15 protein-coding genes and 1 pseudogene are annotated in these 15,818 nt (G+C 70.1%); 10 read left to right on the forward strand and 6 right to left on the reverse strand.

The window, feature by feature from the left end; genetic code table 11:
• Nucleotides 1–25: 25 nt before the first annotated feature.
• On the forward strand, nucleotides 26–271 hold the full coding sequence (locus ITP53_RS10655) for a BON domain-containing protein (protein ID WP_195895179.1): 246 nt from the start codon (nucleotides 26–28) through the stop codon (nucleotides 269–271).
• On the opposite strand, the gene ITP53_RS10660 is transcribed toward ITP53_RS10655, so the two are convergent.
• Together ITP53_RS10660 and pip are read right to left on the reverse strand one after the other, a co-directional pair.
• A complete protein-coding gene (locus tag ITP53_RS10660) occupies nucleotides 249–1,295 on the reverse strand; it encodes a DUF418 domain-containing protein (protein ID WP_195895180.1) in 1,047 nt (348 codons plus the stop codon). The two genes, ITP53_RS10655 and ITP53_RS10660, sit on opposite strands and share 23 nt — an antisense overlap.
• Before the next feature lie 403 nt (nucleotides 1,296–1,698).
• Nucleotides 1,699–2,631: a prolyl aminopeptidase gene (pip, locus tag ITP53_RS10665; RefSeq protein ID WP_207755781.1), complete on the reverse strand. Its 933-nt coding sequence runs from the start codon at nucleotides 2,629–2,631 to the stop codon at nucleotides 1,699–1,701.
• A 164-nt stretch (nucleotides 2,632–2,795) separates the two neighbouring features.
• Between pip and ITP53_RS10670 the strand changes: the two are divergent.
• The 5 genes and pseudogenes from ITP53_RS10670 to ITP53_RS10690 form a co-directional block, all read left to right on the forward strand.
• Nucleotides 2,796–3,068, forward strand: a pseudogene (locus tag ITP53_RS10670) (AraC family transcriptional regulator); the annotation flags it as partial.
• A 309-nt stretch (nucleotides 3,069–3,377) separates the two neighbouring features.
• A complete protein-coding gene (locus ITP53_RS10675) occupies nucleotides 3,378–3,536 on the forward strand; it encodes an MmyB family transcriptional regulator (RefSeq protein ID WP_195895182.1) in 159 nt (52 codons plus the stop codon).
• 84 nt (nucleotides 3,537–3,620) lie between these two features.
• Complete coding sequence (locus ITP53_RS10680; RefSeq protein ID WP_236050676.1) at nucleotides 3,621–4,904, forward strand: flavin-dependent oxidoreductase; 1,284 nt, start codon at nucleotides 3,621–3,623, stop codon at nucleotides 4,902–4,904.
• Nucleotides 4,905–5,038: 134 nt separating this feature from the next.
• Nucleotides 5,039–5,770 carry a dienelactone hydrolase family protein gene (locus tag ITP53_RS10685; RefSeq protein WP_195895184.1) on the forward strand — a complete coding sequence of 244 codons (732 nt, stop codon included), beginning with the start codon at nucleotides 5,039–5,041 and terminating at the stop codon, nucleotides 5,768–5,770.
• 178 nt (nucleotides 5,771–5,948) lie between these two features.
• Complete coding sequence (locus tag ITP53_RS10690; RefSeq protein WP_328814357.1) at nucleotides 5,949–7,673, forward strand: protein kinase domain-containing protein; 1,725 nt, start codon at nucleotides 5,949–5,951, stop codon at nucleotides 7,671–7,673.
• Nucleotides 7,674–7,695: 22 nt separating this feature from the next.
• Here the strand turns inward: ITP53_RS10690 and ITP53_RS10695 are convergent, their stop codons facing one another.
• Nucleotides 7,696–8,340 carry a GntR family transcriptional regulator gene (locus tag ITP53_RS10695; protein ID WP_328814358.1) on the reverse strand — a complete coding sequence of 215 codons (645 nt, stop codon included), beginning with the start codon at nucleotides 8,338–8,340 and terminating at the stop codon, nucleotides 7,696–7,698.
• A gap of 55 nt (nucleotides 8,341–8,395) precedes the next feature.
• Here ITP53_RS10695 and aceE point away from each other — a divergent pair, with 55 nt between their 5' ends.
• Nucleotides 8,396–10,855, forward strand: coding sequence for a pyruvate dehydrogenase (acetyl-transferring), homodimeric type (gene aceE / locus ITP53_RS10700; RefSeq protein WP_195895186.1), 2,460 nt, complete (start codon nucleotides 8,396–8,398; stop codon nucleotides 10,853–10,855).
• A gap of 47 nt (nucleotides 10,856–10,902) precedes the next feature.
• On the opposite strand, the gene ITP53_RS10705 is transcribed toward aceE, so the two are convergent.
• Nucleotides 10,903–11,295, reverse strand: coding sequence for a nuclear transport factor 2 family protein (locus ITP53_RS10705; RefSeq protein WP_195895187.1), 393 nt, complete (start codon nucleotides 11,293–11,295; stop codon nucleotides 10,903–10,905).
• 108 nt (nucleotides 11,296–11,403) lie between these two features.
• Nucleotides 11,404–12,552, reverse strand: a complete 1,149-nt coding sequence (locus ITP53_RS60200; RefSeq protein ID WP_195895188.1) for a sensor histidine kinase — start codon at nucleotides 12,550–12,552, stop codon at nucleotides 11,404–11,406.
• Nucleotides 12,553–12,715: 163 nt separating this feature from the next.
• Between ITP53_RS60200 and ITP53_RS10715 the strand changes: the two genes are divergently transcribed.
• The 3 genes from ITP53_RS10715 to ITP53_RS10725 all read left to right on the forward strand — a co-directional run bounded on the left by ITP53_RS10715 (nucleotide 12,716) and on the right by ITP53_RS10725 (nucleotide 14,655).
• On the forward strand, nucleotides 12,716–13,432 hold the full coding sequence (locus tag ITP53_RS10715) for an ABC transporter ATP-binding protein (RefSeq protein WP_195895189.1): 717 nt from the start codon (nucleotides 12,716–12,718) through the stop codon (nucleotides 13,430–13,432).
• A gap of 38 nt (nucleotides 13,433–13,470) precedes the next feature.
• Nucleotides 13,471–14,247, forward strand: a complete 777-nt coding sequence (locus ITP53_RS10720; protein ID WP_195895190.1) for an ABC-2 transporter permease — start codon at nucleotides 13,471–13,473, stop codon at nucleotides 14,245–14,247.
• 195 nt (nucleotides 14,248–14,442) lie between these two features.
• The gene (locus ITP53_RS10725; RefSeq protein ID WP_195895191.1) at nucleotides 14,443–14,655 is read left to right on the forward strand and encodes a hypothetical protein; all 213 of its coding nucleotides are present in this window, start codon (nucleotides 14,443–14,445) and stop codon (nucleotides 14,653–14,655) included.
• Between the two features lie 51 nt (nucleotides 14,656–14,706).
• On the opposite strand, the gene ITP53_RS10730 is transcribed toward ITP53_RS10725, so the two are convergent.
• On the reverse strand, nucleotides 14,707–15,813 hold the full coding sequence (locus tag ITP53_RS10730; RefSeq protein ID WP_195895192.1) for a hypothetical protein: 1,107 nt from the start codon (nucleotides 15,811–15,813) through the stop codon (nucleotides 14,707–14,709).
• Nucleotides 15,814–15,818 lie beyond the last annotated feature (5 nt).

Here is a 15,818-nt window from a genome sequence, read left to right on the forward strand (position 1 = left end):
CGTCGGCACCCTGCACCAGCGTGACGTGCTGCGCGTCTTCACCCGTCCGGCCGCGGAGCCGGAAGCGGACGTCAACGCCGTGCTTCCCGACTCCGGGGCCGTCTCCTTCGAGATCGGCCAGGGCGTGGTGAAGCTGAGCGGCCGCGTGCCGTGGAGGTCCCAGGCCATCGCGATGACCGAGGCGGTACGCGCCATCGAAGGCGTCATCGACGTGACCTGCGAGGTGGCCGCAGACGAGGACGACCTCGTCATCGTTCCCCCGCTGATGTAGGAGGCGATGGTGACCCGCTGCGGCGCAAGGGTTGGCGCTGGGCCCAGGTGGCCCAGCGCCAGAGCCATTCCAGGGGCCCCTGTCGGTGGCGGCGCAGCCAGAGGGTGGACACCAGCCACTGGGGGACGAGGATGGCCGCGGCGATCAGCGGCACCGTCCCCTCGGACCAGCCGTCCGGCGAACCGCCGATGAGGCGGGCGGCCACCAGGACGAGGATCGTGGCGGACAGGTAGTTGCTCAGCGCCATTCGGCCCAGCGGCACGAAGACCCCCTGGAGCACCGGCCGGAGCGGCGTTCTGAGCAGGAGCAGCAGGGCACAGACGTACGCACCCGCCGTCAGCAGTCCGGCGAGGGCGAACCAGGAGGTGCGATCGTCCGCCTGCAGCCAGGTGGCCGGCACCGCCCCCGCCGCGAAGACCAGGACCAGCACGGCCGGGACGCGGGCCGAACGCTCGATCCGGTCGATCACGCCGTACCGGGTCAGCGCCGAACCCAGCAGGAACAGTCCGGGCACCAGCGTCACGCCGTTGCTGCCGAGGATCGGCGGCACCACGACGAGGACCGCGGCGAGCCCCGCGACGGCCGGGCGTGGCAGCCAGGTCGAGGGCAGCAGCACCAGCAGGCCGACGACGGCGTAGATGGTCAGGATGTCGCCCCGCCACAGCAGGAACATGTGGGCCAGGCCGATGGCGAGCAGCACCAGGAGCCTGCGTAGCAGGAGCAGTCGCGGGCGGGCGGCACGGTGTTCGGCGGAGCTCAGCAGCAGCGAGAAACCGATGCCGAACAGCACGGAGAAGATCGGGAAGAAGCGCTGGTCGACGAACAGCCCCAGCCAGGCGTCCCCCTGACCCGCCGTCACCACGGGCCGCGTGGCGGATTCGGTGTGGAGCATGTGGGCGATCGGCTTGACGTTGGCCAGCAGGATTCCGCACAGGGCGAACCCGCGCAGCACGTCGAGCGCGGCGATACGCGGCCGGCCGGAGACAACCGCAGCCGGCGCAGGGGGAAGCGTTTCCGGTGACATGGGACCCCATCCTGCGGTCCCCGGTTCCGGGGCCGGATCGGTCGAAAGAAGTGTTCGCGGCAGCCCGGACCGTACTTCCGGCCAACTCGGCCGCCGTCAGCCGATCATCCGGCGCAGCCCCTATCCGCAGAGGTGCGCACGGCCACCCGCCCACCTCCGGACCTGAGGTGGGCCACGTCTCGGGTCTGATCGTCCATCGGACCTGTGAGTGGGGACTTTGGTCCCTGCCGCGGAAGGGGTGATGAGCCCGAGGCTTGGAGCCATGCCCGTCCTGTTCATCGGCGTGGCCGGGCAGACCTCGCTGCCGATGCCGCTGGCGGGCGGGTTCTTCCTGGGATCTTCACCGCGAGGGTTTCCTGCCCGTCCAGCTGGGCACCGGCGAGGTCTGACGTGAGCCGGCGAGTCAGCGGAACCCATCGGTTGCAGCGATCACCCGCTCCATCATGGTGGTCCCGCCATGCCCCTCGTCGACCACCGCAAGCTCGCTGCCGGGCCAGTTCTTGTGCAGCTCCCAAGCGGTCTCCAGGGGCCCGCTCACGTCGAGCTTGCCGTGCACCAGCACCCCGGGGACGCCCTCCAGCAGATGAGCCTGCTCCACCAAGTCGCCTTCGTCCGGCAGGAAGCAGTCGTTGGCCCAGTAGTGAGTGACCAGCCGCGCGAACGTCATGCGGAAGGCGGGATCTTCGAAGCGCGGGTTCGGCCGATACTGAGGGTCGAGGCTCACGTGCGTGTCCTCCCAGTCGCACCAGTCGCGGGCGGCCTGCTCACGGGTCCGGGGATCGGCCAGGAGCCGGGCGTAGGCCGCGGGCAGGCTCCCGTCACGGTCCCGCATGGGTACGGCGTCGCGGAAGCGCTCCCACTCCCGCGGGAAGATCCGCCCGACGTCACGTGTGATCCACTCGATCTCCTTGCGGCGGCCCGTGGTGACCGCGAAGAGGATCAGCTCGCTCACCCGCTCCCGGTGCTGCCGCGCGTAGGCCAGGCTCAGGGTCGAACCCCACGAGACCCCCAGGAGCTGCCACTGCTCGATGCTCAGATGCGCGCGCAGCAGCTCCATGTCGGCGATGAGGTGCTGGGTGGTGTTGACCGACAGGTCGGTCTCCAGCAGCCCGGCGTCCGGCGTGCTGCGACCGCACCCTCGCTGATGGAACAGAACGATCCGGTACGCCTCGGGGTCGTGGTAGCGCCGCCAGTTCGCCGAGGCCGCACCCCCTGGACCGCCGTGCACGATCATCGCCGGCTTGCCCGCCGGGTCGCCGCTGACCTCCCAGTAGACCTGGTTGCCGTCGCCTACGTCGAGCATGCCCTGGTCGTATGGCTCAATCGGGGAATACATGCCCGTCAAGGTAGCGTCCCGATCCTGACAGCAGGATCAGCCGCCTTCGTGGCGCCGCCAGTGCTCTTCGAGGGCGGCGGCGACCTGCGCGGGCCGCTGCAGCACCGTCCAGTGGTTGCAGTCGAGCTTGATCACGTCTTCCGCCCGGATGGCCCGGCCCAGCCGACAACGGCAGCGTGCTCACCGCTGCGGGGAAGGCCGCCGCCGTCGATCTCTGCCTGCACCTGATCCACCTCGACCACGGCGCCGGCGTCGCCAACTCAGTTGCCCGCCGCCTCGTCATGCCGCCGCATCGGCCCGGTGGCCAGGCCCAGTTCGTGGCCACGCCGATGCGGGTCACGGGCGACCACATGCTCGCCGGCCTGCTCGCCTGGGTCCAGCAACGGCTGGACCAGCCGCTGACGGTGACGGACATGGCGCGGTGGGCGAACATGAGCGGGAGCAGCACGCCGGAGGCCAGGGAGTAACCGCCTGGCCGGACGGGATAACCGTCGCTCCACCAGCAGCGCCAGCATCCGAATCGCCGCAATCTGGTTGGTTTCCGGCAAATCGGCCCACCCGAAGGGCGAGGAAGTCGTCGGCCGGGTCGTGGAGGGCCCGGCTCACCTCCGATCGCCAGCTGACGGTGATGCCGCACCCCCTTCCCGCAGGGCGCTCTGTTCCTTGAGCCGCTGGATGACTGCCGCCAACTCCAGCAGACCTTTGATGCCTATAAATCGCAGTTCCAGGCCCTGACAGCTATATAGGTGCACTGTAGAAAGCTGCTTGACGCCACGGAGCGGGGCGTCAAACAGGTCGAGCACCCCCGGGCGGGCACGCTCACCTTCGAGCGGATCACCATGCGACTCCCCGATCACCCCGACCTGTCCGTGGTCCTACTGGCCGCACCGCCTTCGACAGGGTGACGGCGGCAGGTCAAGGTCTGGTCCGGAACGGGAAAGGCCCACATGCCGCCCGCGGCTGAGGGCACGCGGACCGCCATGATGGTAATGGTTATCGGTGCAGGAATCGGCGGGCTCACGACGGCCCTCAGCCTGCACGCCGCCGGAATCGACTGCACGGTGGTGGAGGCGGTTCCGGAGCTGAAGCCGCTCGGCGTGGGGATCAACCTCCAGCCGCATGCCGTGCGAGAGCTGGTGGACCTCGGTCTGCGCGAGGACCTCGTACGGACCGGGATCCCGACGAGGGCCCTGACCTATGCCACCCGACGCGGCGACGTGGTCATGACCGTGCCGCGCGGCCGCGCGGCCGGATACCGGTGGCCGCAGCTGTCCATCCACCGCGGCCACCTGCAGATGCTCCTGCTGCGGGCGGTCCAGGACCGGCTGGGCCAGGACGCGGTGCGCGCCGGCCTCGCCTTCGAGGACTTCGCGCCCGGCGCCCTGGAACGAGCCGGCGCGGGCCCGATCAAGGTGCGACTGCGCGAGACCACCACGGGCCGGCAGGTGGCGGACGGGGCGGACGTCGTGGTCGGCGCCGACGGCGTGCACTCGGCGGTGCGGGCCCGGCTGCACCCGCGCGGCGACGAGCTGCGCTGGAGCGGGATCACCATGTGGCGGGGCATCACGGAACGCGCCCCCTACTTCGACGGCGCCACGATGGTGGTCGTCGGTACGCAGGACGGCGCCAAGATCGTGGCCTACCCCATCTGCCCGCAGGCCAGGGCCCGGGGCCGGGCACTGGTGAACTGGGTGGCCGAGGTACGCACGGCCCAGGCGGGAACCGCCACCACCGAGGCGGACTGGTGGCGGGCGGGCCGGCTGGAGGACGTACGGCCGCACTTCGCGGGCTGGGTGCTGCCGTACCTGGACGTACCCGAGCTGATCGCGGGGGCGGGGCGGATCCTGGAGTACCCGATGGTGGACAAGGAGCCCTTGCCCTACTGGGGCGCCGGCCGGGTGACCCTGCTCGGCGACGCCGCCCATCCGATGTATCCGGTCGGGTCCAACGGGGGCTCCCAGGCGGTGCTGGACGCGCGTTATCTGGCCCTGGCCCTGGCGTCCGAGCCCGACCCGGCCGCCGCGCTGGCCCGCTACGAGCACGAGCGGCGGCGTCAGACCGACGGTCTCGTCCGGTCCGGCCACCGCTTCGAAGTGGACGAGATGGTCAAGCTCGCCGAGCAGCGCGCCCCCGGCGGCTTCACCGACATCAGTGAGGTCCTCTCCGCTCAGGAGCTCTCGCGGATGGCCGAGGCCCACAGGCGCGTCGCCGACATGGACGTACAGACGCTCAACGAGCGCCCGTCTTGGACCGTGTCCCGTTTGCCTTTGTGATATATTTTGCGGCGCTGTGCACCGCTGTGAACACGAGGAGGTGAGACCGATCAACGCTGTGACAGGTCGGGGCTCCCTCCCTCGCATGGTCTAGGGAGCGCCCGCGGAAGGCATCCCGAAAGGCTTGAAACGCTGTGCGCTTCACCTCCCAGACGTCGTCGGACGGCGTCACAGAACAACTCTTCACCCTCGGCGAGATCCCCGGTGTGCTGTGGACACCGGAAGACGCCCTGGGCACTCGCCCCCTGATCCTGATGGGACACGGCGGCGGGCAACACAAGAAGGCTCCCGGCATCCTGGCCCGCGCGCGCCTCTTCGTCGCCGAGGCCGGTTTCGCGGTCGCCGCGATCGACGCGCCCAATCACGGTGAGCGGCCGAAGGACGAGGAGCTCGACCGGCTCGCGACCGAGAACCGGGCCCGTATGGCCGCAGGCGAGGATACGGCCGCGCTGGTCGCCGGCCTGCACGCTCTCGTGGCCGGGCAGACCGTCGCGGAATGGCAGGCGGTCCTGACCGCGGTCCAGCGACTCGACCATGTCGGCGATGGTCCGGTGGGCTACTGGGGTATGTCGATGGGCTGCGGGCTCGGTGCCCCGTTCGTCGCCGCGGAACCCCGGGTCCGCGCCGCGGTGCTGGGCCTGCAGGGGTCGCCCGAGCTGGCCGAGACCGCCGCGCGGATCACCGTGCCGGTGCGGTTCCTGGTCCAGTGGGACGATGAGCGGGTGCCGCGGGCCCAGAGCCTGGCGGTGTTCGACGCCTTCGCCTCAGCCGAGAAGACCCTGCACGCCAACCCCGGCAAGCACGGCGACCTGCCGCGATTCGAAACGGACAGCTCGCTGCGGTTCTTCGCCCGGCATCTGAGCTGACACCCGTCCGTAGTCCTCGATGCGCCGGTCGGGATCCGATCCCGGCCGGCGCATTCGCGTGCAGGTGCGGGCTACCGGGACACCTTGGGGTGGTATGGGGGACAGATCACTGATCGTCTGTACCTGGAGCGCAGACGATCAGTAGGTTGGTTCTGTGGCTGTCAATGGGGGACCACTTGTGCTTTCCGATCGGTACTTACTGCTGGATCGCCTCGTCAGTGGAGGCATGGGAACGGTGTGGCGTGCGACTGACCAGCTTTTGAGTCGCACCGTCGCCGTGAAGGAGATGCACCTTCGGCCGACGGGTGAGAAGCTCGCCGAGCAGGCGGCCCGGGTGCGCCGGGAGGCACACGCCATCGCCCGGATATCCCACCCGAACGTCGTCAACGTCTTCGACCTCGTGAGCCACGATGAGCGGTTGTGGCTGGTGATGGAGTTCGTGGAGGGGCCCTCGCTGAAGGAACACCTCGCGGCCAACGGCCCGATGAGTCCCTCCGCCGTCGCCGGGATCGGCCTGCAGCTGCTCTCCGCTCTGGAGGCCGTACACGCCGCCGGTGCGTTGCACAGGGACATCAAACCGGGCAATGTCCTGCTGCGCCGCGACGGAAGAGTGATCCTCTGCGACTTCGGCATCGCGGCGCTGAGCGGATCCGACTCGCTCACCTCAACGGGTGTGGTGGTGGGTTCGTTCGAGTACATCGCTCCGGAACGGCTGAGCGACGGGCCTGTGGGGCCGCCCAGTGATCTGTTCTCGCTGGGGGTCACTCTGTGTGTGCTGCTGTCGGGCCGTTCCCCGTTCGCCCGTCCAGAACCCGCCGGCGTGCTGAACGCCGTCATGCGGGAGAAACCGGAGATCGCGGCCGCCGCGGGACCGCTGCGTGCCCCGCTCGAAGCGCTGCTGCGGAAGAACCCCGCCGATCGTCCCTCCATCGCGGAGGCGAGCGAGATGCTGCGGCCCCTCGCCACGGCGGCGCCGGCCACGCAGGACGTCACGAAGGGCGCACGGAAGTCCGGCGCCGTTCCGCGCCGTCGCCTGCTCGGCTTGGCGGCGCCTTTCGCCGCTCTCCTGCTCGCCGTCGTCGTCAGCGCGGGTGCGCTGGTGAGCCGCTGGAGCGGCGCCGATTCCGAAGCGTCGGGTACGGCGGGCAGCGCGAAACCGTCCACCGGCCCCAGTTCCATGGCCGCCACGGGCCCGACACGCACCGATGAGGTGATGCCGGTCCCTGACGACCCGAATCCCGATGCCCCGGGCGTTTACTGGGTGTTCTCCGGCGACCGCTACATGCGGGTCCACATGTCGGCCTCTGGCTACCCGGTGCGTCAGCGCCTGGCGGCTCCCGCGCAACTCCAGGCATGGGACGGCACCTTCAAGGACCTGCCAGGATTCCAGAACAGGATCGACGCCTCGTTACGTGTTCCTGGCACGCGCAACGAGTATTGGGTTTTCTCCGGGCGCCACTACCTCCGCATCCGGCTCGCCGACGCCGACCAGGGGTACGACGACACTCTGGTGGCCGGTCCGAGTCCGCTCAGTGACTGGGAGAACGCCTTCGGAGATCTTCCTGACGACGGCATCGACGCGGTGATGCGCACGCCGGACGACCCGAACCAGTACTGGGTGTTCGCAGGTGACCAGTACGTCCGTACCACGCTGGACGGCGAAGGACCCGGCGGCCAGGTCACCTCTGGTCCGTCGCCATTGGACGGGTGGTCCGGCACCCTCGGCAGGTTCCCCGCGTTCAGCCAGGGGATCGACGCGGTGATGCCCGTGCCGGGTGAGCGGAACGACTACTGGGTGTTCTCCGGCACTCAGTACATGAAGATCCGCGTCACCGACGTCACCTACGAAGACAGGGTGATCGAGGACCCCAAGACCCTCCGCGACTGGAACACTCTCCCCTGACCGAGCCGCCTGCCGTCCCGCGTCAGCTCGATGATCTCGGCGCCTGCTCTTTTCCGCGAGCGGCCGGGGAGTAGCCGAGGATGTGCTCGCGCAGCAGCACGCCCACGTGTGGGTCATCGCGTTCGAACGCCGCCACGAGTGGTTCGTGATCGGCGGCGTTCTCCACCGCCCGCGTCCGGAACAGGCGAATCGACAGGTGTGTCCACACCTCGATGCCGAGGGATTCCCACACCGACAGCAGCACGTCGTTGCCGGACGCCCTGACGATCTCGCGGTGGAAGGCCACGCCGTGGCGCACCTGGTCGATCAGGGAATCGGCGGCGGCCGCCGCGTACAGGCCGGTGAGGTGGACGCGCAGGGCCGCCACGGAAGGGCGGCGCAGTCGTACGGCCGTCTCCTCCAGTCCCGCCCGCACCTCGAAGACCTCGTGCAGATCCGTCTCGGTGAGCCTGCGGACCCGCGCGCCCTTGTTGGGGGAGGACTCGATCAGCCGCAGCGCCACCAGCTCGCGCAGCGCCTCGCGCACCGGGGCCTGGCTGACGCCGAGCTCGGCGGCGAGCCGGCGCTCGACCAGAGCGTCGCCTGGCCCCCAGCGGCCGTCGACGAGGCCGTCGAGCACAGCCTGCCGGATCTGGTCACGAAGCGGCGAGCGCACGACTGGTTTCACGACACCATCGTAGTACAGATGTCCAACGATCGATCATAGGGTGTTTAATGGTGGTATGGAGAAAGACCTCGATCCGCAGGAAACCGCCGAATGGCTCGAATCGCTGGAGGCGGTCCGGCGGGCGGCCGGCTCGGAACGGGCCGACTACCTGTTGCGCAGGCTGGCCACGAGCAGCCGCTACCTCAACACCGTGCCGACGCCGGAGGAGCCCGACTATCCGGGTGACCTGGCGCTCGAGGAGCGCATCGCGGCATACGACCGGTGGAACGCCGCCGCCATGATCACCAGAGGCAGCAAGCTGGGGCTCGGCGGCCATCTGGCGACCTACGCCTCTGCAGCCTGGTTGTACGAGGTGGGCTTCAACCACTTCTTCCACGGTGAGAACGACCAGGTCTACTTCCAGGGCCACGCCTCGCCGGGGATCTACGCCCGCGCCTTCCTGGAGGGCAGGCTGAGCCGCGAGCAGCTGGACCTGTTCAGGCGCGAGCCCGAGGGCGGGCTGCCCTCGTACCCGCATCCGCGGGCCGTGCCGGACTTCTGGCAGTTCCCCACCGTTTCCATGGGCCTCGGCCCGCTCAACGCGGTCTACCAGGCCCGTTTCAACCGCTATCTGCACCACCGCGGCATCAAGGACACGTCGAACGGCCACGTGTGGGCCTTCCTCGGCGACGGTGAGATGGACGAGCCGGAGTCCACGGCCGCCCTCACCCTGGCCGCCCGCGAAGGGCTGGACAACCTGACCTTCGTGATCAACTGCAACCTGCAGCGGCTCGACGGCCCCGTACGCGGCAACACCCGCATCGTGACAGAGCTCGAAAGCGTCTTCAGGGGTGCCGGCTGGCATGTGGTGAAGGCGCTGTGGGGCTGGGAATGGGACGAGCTGCTCCGCTCGGACGAGCTGGTGGCCAGACTGGACACGGTGCCCGACGGGCAGTTCCAGACGTTCGCCGCCGCCGACGGTGCCTACATCAGGGAGCACCTGTTCCACGGGCTGGACGTGCCGTACTCGGACGAGGACCTGCGGCGTGTCGTCGGCGGTTCGCGGGCCGGCCACGAGCCGCGCAAGGTGCACGCCGCCTACCGCAGGGCCCTGGACAACCGCGGCGCGCCGACCGTGGTCCTCGTGCAGACCGTCAAGGGCTGGACACTCGGCGCCGGCATCGAGGCGCGCAATGCCAACCACCAGATGAAGAAGCTCAGCCAGAACGAGTTCCGCGCCCTGCGCGACCGGCTCGGCCTGCCCGTGCAGGACCGCGAGCTCGATGGCGACCTGCCGCCGTACCTGCACCCCGGGCCGGACTCGCCGGAGGCCCGCTACGTGGCCGAGCGGCGGCGTGCCCTGGGTGGTCCCGTGCCGAGTCGGCGAGTCTCCTACCAGCCGCTGCCCGCGCCTGGCGAGCGCGCGTTCCGCGCGCTGGAGAAGGGCTCCACGCAACCGGTGGCGACCACGATGGCCTTCGTCCGCCTCGTCAAGGACCTCATGAAGGAGCCCGGGACGGGACGCCGCTGGGTGCCGATCGTGCCCGACGAGGCCAGGACGTTCGGCATGGAGTCGCTGTTCCCCACCGCCAAGATCTACTCGCCGCTCGGCCAGCGCTACGAGGCCGTCGACCGGGACCTGCTGCTGTCGTACAAGGAGGCGACCGACGGGCAGATCCTGCTCGAAGGCATCACCGAGGCCGGTTCGATGGCCTCGTTCGCCGCCGCGGCGTCCAGCTACGCCACGCACGGCGAGGCCATGATCCCGTTCTACATCTTCTACTCGATGTTCGGCTGGCAGCGCACCGGCGACCAGATGTGGGCGCTGGCCGACCAGCTCGGCCGCGGGTTCCTCATCGGGGCCACGGCCGGCCGGACCACGATGACGGGGGAGGGCCTGCAGCACGCGGACGGGCACTCCCAGCTCCTCGCCTCCGCCAACCCCGCGTGCCTGGCCTACGACCCCGCCTTCGGCTACGAGGTGGCGGCGATCGTACGCGACGGTCTCAAGCGCATGTACGGGCCCGCCGGTGAGGACGTGTTCTACTACCTGACCCTCTACAACGAGCCGATGCCCCAGCCCGCGATGCCGGAAGGGGTCGAGGAGGGCATCCTCAGAGGCATCTACCGCTACGCCGCCGGCGGCGGCCAGGCCCACCTGCTCGCCAGCGGCACCGCGATCCATTGGGCGCTGGCCGCGCAGCGCATGCTGCAGGAGGAGTACGGCCTGGGCGTCGACGTCTGGTCCGTCACGTCGTGGAGCGAGCTGCGCCGTGACGCCATGACCGCGACGGGTGTGCCGTACCTGCGCAAGGCCCTGGCCGGGATCGACGGCCCGGTGATCGCGGTCAGTGACTGGATGCGTGCCGTGCCCGACCAGATCCGGCCCTGGATCGACCGGCCGTGGACGTCGCTCGGCACCGACGGGTTCGGCCTGTCCGGCACCCGCGAGTCGGTACGCGCGCACTTCGGGGTCGATCCGCGGTCGATCGCCGACGCGGTGCTCAAGGGCGTCGAGGAGGCCGCCCGGGGATGAACGGGCGGTACCGTGACCTGGCCGTCAGGCGGCGGCCAGGTCGCAGTCTAGTTGTGCGCTGGCGGGGCCGGAGAACCATGTGCCGCGGCCACCACCCAACCGGCCGGCGAGGGGACCCAGGTCCGCGTGTACGCGAGGGTCAGGTCGATCTTGTCGTCACCGGCCGTGCCGACGAGATGCAGTAATGCCCGCGTTATCCCGACCCCGTCGATGACCTGCACCTCCCGCTTCAACTCGGCGACAGTGGCGAGCACGAGAGCGCCCGCGCGGTGCGCGGCCATGTCCTCGGCCTTGTCGATCGTCGAGCCGTCGGGACCGGTGAAGCGCACGTCATCGTGGAGGAAACCGTCGAGGGCGGCTACATCGTTGGCCAGCAGCGCGGCCTGAAAGCGGCTCTCGGCATCATCCAACGTCGTTTCATCGAACCGGTCGGCATCCATGCCGTGGAGCCTACAAGGGTCCGGCCGGCCTGATCCGCGCGAAGGGCCTGCGGAGTCGAACGGTGACGTGGCCGGCCCGGACGTCGAGCGCGGACGTCGAACAGGGTCTCAGAGAGCGTCCCAGGGCAGCCAGGCGTCCAGCACGAACCGGCCGTCTCGTATCTCGTGGCTGAGGCCGCCGCCCGCGAGCCGCGTCCGTTCGGCCAGTCCCACCAGCCCCAATCCCGCACCCGGTCCTCGTACTCCGGGAAAGGCCGCGTTCGACACCTCGATCCGCACGCCGTCGCCGGCCCGTCCGGCCAGCTCCGCACGCACCAGGCTGCCCGGCGCGTGCTTACGCGCGTTCGTCAACGCCTCCTGGACGATCCGGTACACGTGCCGCCCCGTCCGCACCGGCAACCCTTCGTGCCCGTCGATCGCATTGCTCACATCCACCCGCTGGCCCGCCGCCCGTACCTCCTCGAACAGCGCATCCAGCTCACCGAGCGTCGGCTGCGGCGCCTGCGGCCCGTCTGCCCGCCGCAGCGATCCCAGCACCGCGCGCAACTCGTTCAGCGACTGATGCGCGTTCTCCTGGATCGCCAGCGCGGTGTCGCGGTGCTGCTCAGCCGTCAGGTCGGTGCGGTGGGCCAGTCCGCCGGCGAGCATCGACAGCAACGAGATCCGGTGCGCCAGCACGTCGTGCATCTCGTGCGCGATCTTGAGCCGCTCGGCCAGCTGGGCCTGCTCCACCCGTTGCGCCTGCCCGGCCAGGTCCGCCGCACGCCGTGCCGCGGCCGCCTCACGCCGCTCGCGCAGGTACAGGGCGAACACGGTCACCATGCCGACCGCCACGCCGGCGATCGCGGCGTACCCCAGCACGAACGAGCGGCTGCCCTGCCAGACCCCCGCCATCGTCAGGCACCCCCAGAGCACGACACCGGCCGGCGCGGTCCATCGCCACGACCGGTGCGCGCACAGCGACACGTACGAGACCAGCGCGGCCCCCATCGCCGAGGAGGAGAACGCCGCCAGTACCGCGGTGACCAGCGCGATCACCCTCGGCCAGCGGCGCCGCCACCACATCAGCACCAGCGCGGCCACCCCGAGCAGCATGTCGAGCGGCAGCGCCACCAGCACCGCGCGCGGCACGCTCTCGTTCCGGGCCAGCAAGGTCAGCATGAGTCCGGACAGCAGCAGCGGCATCGCGGCGAACAGGTAGCGCAGCGCGATGCCCAGCTTGTCCAGCGGCGGCTGGGCCTCGGTCACGTTGTGCACGGACGACAGCCTAGGAGGCGCACCTGGGTGGCTCTTAGCGACCCAGGTCGACCTTCATGGAGACGCGGGTCCACCCCTGGAGCCGGCGAGCGTGGCCTCGCGGCCATCCGGCTCGCGACCTGGGCCCGATGATCCGCGGCCGGCGTTCCGATGGACTGTGGGGGTGATTCGGTTCAACCACGTCAGCAAGGCGTACAAGGATGTGAAGGCACTCGACGACGTGTCCTTCACCGTCGAAGCGGGGACCGTCACCGGCTTCCTCGGCCCCAACGGCGCAGGTAAGTCGACGGCCCTGCGCGTGCTGGTCGGTCTCTCGCGTCCCACCTCGGGCACGGCCACCCTGTTCGGCCGCACGTACCAGCAGCTCGACTGCCCGGCCGCCCAGGTCGGCACGCTCCTCGACGCGAGCGCGCAGCACCCGGGCCGCACCGGCAGGGAGGTCCTCACCCTCGCCGCGATGACGCTCGGCCTGCCCCGGTCGCGCGTGGAGGAGATGCTCGGCCTCGTCGGGCTGACCGGCCGCGAGGGCGGGCGCGTCGTCGGCGGTTACTCGCTCGGCATGCGTCAGCGGCTCGGCATCGGCCACGCCCTGCTCGGCCGGCCCAGGGCGCTCATCCTGGACGAGCCCGTCAACGGCCTCGACCCCCAGGGCATCCAGTGGATGCGCGGCCTCCTGCGCGACCTGGCCGACGCGGGCTGCGCGGTGCTGCTCAGCTCGCACCTGCTGCACGAGGTGGAGCAGGTCGCGGACCAGATCGTGATGATCGGGCACGGCCGCGTGCTCGCCGAGGGCACCCCGGCCGAGCTCGGCCGGGGCCGCGGCCTGGAGCAGGCGTTCCTCGACCTGACCGCGGCCGCCGGCAGAAACGTATCCCCCTGACCCTTCAGCGACACCGCCACCGCGGACGGGAGCCCCGCATGACCGCGCATCACCCTGACCACACCACCATCGACCGTCCCGGCGAGCTGCCGGGTCAGCCCCAGCGGGTCCCCTTTCACCGGCTGGTGCTGGTCGAGACCCGCAAACTGTTCGACACCCGGAGCAGCAAGATCCTTACGGCCATCGTGCCTGCCCTGACCGTCGCCGCCGTCGTCGCCCGCGCCGTCACCATCCGTGCGGACCTGCACACCCTCATCGGCACCGCCAGTGTCGGCTACATCCTCCTCCCCGTCATCGCCATCCTCACGGTGACCGGCGAGTGGAGCCATCGCACCGCCCTGACCACCTTCACACTCGAACCCCGCCGCCTGCGCGCACTGGCCGCCAAGTCCGTGCCGGCCCTGGGTCTCGGCGTGGTCGCGACCGCGTTCGCCGTGCTGGTCGCCGCGCCGGTCACGGCTGTCGCCGGCGCTCAGGACGCCTGGAACGTCACCCCCCTCGCCCTGCTGGGGCTGACGGCGATGAACGTCATCAGCCTGTGCCAAGGCATGGCGCTGGGCCTGCTGCTGCTGAACGCGCCCGTCGCGATCGTGATCTACCTGTTGTCGCCGATGGTGTGGGCCTTCGTCGCCCAGGCGGGCGACGCGGGCGCGTCCGTGGCCTCCTGGCTCGACCTGGGCACCACCACGGCTCCCCTCTGGAGCGGCGGCTGGACCGGCCTGGGTGCCGCCCAGCTGGCCGTCTCCATGGTCTTCTGGCTCGTCCTCCCGGCGACGCTCGGCGCGGTCCGCGTGCTCCGCAAGGAGGTGCACTGACGTGAGGCGCGCGCCCCGGTGACACCCCTCGCTGACGGGGCGTTCCCGCCGGCCCATTGTCGGCAGGTGATTCCACCGCCATGCTGGTCTGCATCGCAGTAAGCCACCGAAGGGGAGTGCCCCGATGTCACCTACCATCCCCACGTCCTTGTCCACACGCATCCCGAACAGCCTGGTCCGCGGGGGCGAAGAGCGGTGAAGGCCTGGGTCTTTCTCGTGCTCGGCGTCCTCCTGGCAGCGATGGGCCTGCTGTGGACGCTTCAGGGGCTGGGCATCGTCGGCGGCAGCGTGATGAGCGGCGTGACCATGTGGGCGATCATCGGGCCCGTCGTCCTCGTCGCCGGTCTTGTCGTCGCCTTCCTGGGGCTACGCGGGCTCAGGAACGCGTCCGGCAGGCACGGCGAATGACGCGGCGGGTTCGCCCGCGCTTCATGAGAGGCTCCGCCGCGGGAAGCAGCTTCATGAGAGGCTCTGCTGCAGGAAATAGACGATCAGTGAGGCCAGGATGCCGGTGACGTACTGCAGGATCGCCGCCGTTCTGATCGGCAGCGTCCGTAGCGCGGCGAAATAGGTGTACGCGTTGATGTCCTGCTCGGAGTCGCCGAGCCGGGTGAGCGCGTCGGGCGGGCCGTCGCTTGGCGCCATCAGCGGTGAGATGACCTCGTCGAGGTGGCGGCGGACCATGCGCGAGAGAGTCACGTAAGGCTGTACGCCCACGTACAGAGCGATGGCCGCGGCCACCACCGGGAAGCCGAGGAGGAAGGCGTTGAGATACGGACCGGGGTTCTGGTAGGCCAGCACGATCGCGGCCACCTCGATGGTGACGACACCCAGCGCCATGGCCGCGGAGACCAGCGCGTAGCAGTGGCACAGTCGCACTATCGCGAACGTGCGGGCGGGATCGATCCACGCCAGGCGCAGTCGGGTGTACTTACGCAGCCGCAGTGGCAGGTCGGCCACCGTGATGAGCCAGTAGAGCGTGATGCCGCCCAGGAAGCCCAGCCAGCAGGTGTGCAGGTACACCGCCGCGTTCGGCTCGATGACGTCGCCGGGTTGCATGGAGGTGAGCACCAGTATCGGCGCCGAGGAGGCAGCCCCGGCGAACGCGCACAGTAGTTGGCCGCGTAACCTCATCCGCCGGCGGAGCCAGAGGATCAGGTCCTCCCTCTCCGGCGAGTCGGCGACCAGGTCGGCGAGCGGGGCCACGAGCTTCTCCGCGTGCGTCCAGGCGCCCCAGGCGAGGGCGAGTGCGATCACGCAGAAGAGCGTGGCCGCCACGCTGTACAGAGAGGTCCGCGGGCCGTGGAGCGACTGCTCGGGCGCGATGAACGCGAGCGCCAGGTCCACGAGGTACGGCCAGGAGGCCATCGCCAGCACGGACACGCTCGCCGCGAGCCAGTTGGTCCTGGTGCTGGACAGGAGCACGGCCACGCGCCGCGCGAGCCACACGATCAAGGCTCGCCGATATCCCTGCGCCAGTGTCTCGGCGAGGCGGTCGGCGAAGTCGGGGACGGTCTCGTCCGTCCGATCAGGTCGTACGGGCGCTTCCACGGTGTCGCCGGCCATATTGC

Origin of the sequence: Nonomuraea cypriaca (assembly GCF_015645445.1) — a bacterium.
Classification (GTDB): domain Bacteria; phylum Actinomycetota; class Actinomycetes; order Streptosporangiales; family Streptosporangiaceae; genus Nonomuraea; species Nonomuraea cypriaca.

Bases quoted from the DNA above. Each gene is read 5' to 3' on its own strand.
- aceE (WP_195895186.1), top strand. From the start codon at position 8,396: ATGGAGAAAGACCTCGATCCGCAGGAAACCGCCGAATGGCTCGAATCG.
- ITP53_RS10660 (WP_195895180.1), bottom strand. From the start codon at position 1,295: ATGTCACCGGAAACGCTTCCCCCTGCGCCGGCTGCGGTTGTCTCCGGC.
- pip (WP_207755781.1), bottom strand. From the start codon at position 2,631: ATGTATTCCCCGATTGAGCCATACGACCAGGGCATGCTCGACGTAGGC.
- ITP53_RS10705 (WP_195895187.1), bottom strand. From the start codon at position 11,295: ATGGATGCCGACCGGTTCGATGAAACGACGTTGGATGATGCCGAGAGC.
- ITP53_RS10730 (WP_195895192.1), bottom strand. From the start codon at position 15,813: ATGGCCGGCGACACCGTGGAAGCGCCCGTACGACCTGATCGGACGGAC.
- ITP53_RS10680 (WP_236050676.1), top strand. From the start codon at position 3,621: ATGGTTATCGGTGCAGGAATCGGCGGGCTCACGACGGCCCTCAGCCTG.
- ITP53_RS10720 (WP_195895190.1), top strand. From the start codon at position 13,471: ATGACCGCGCATCACCCTGACCACACCACCATCGACCGTCCCGGCGAG.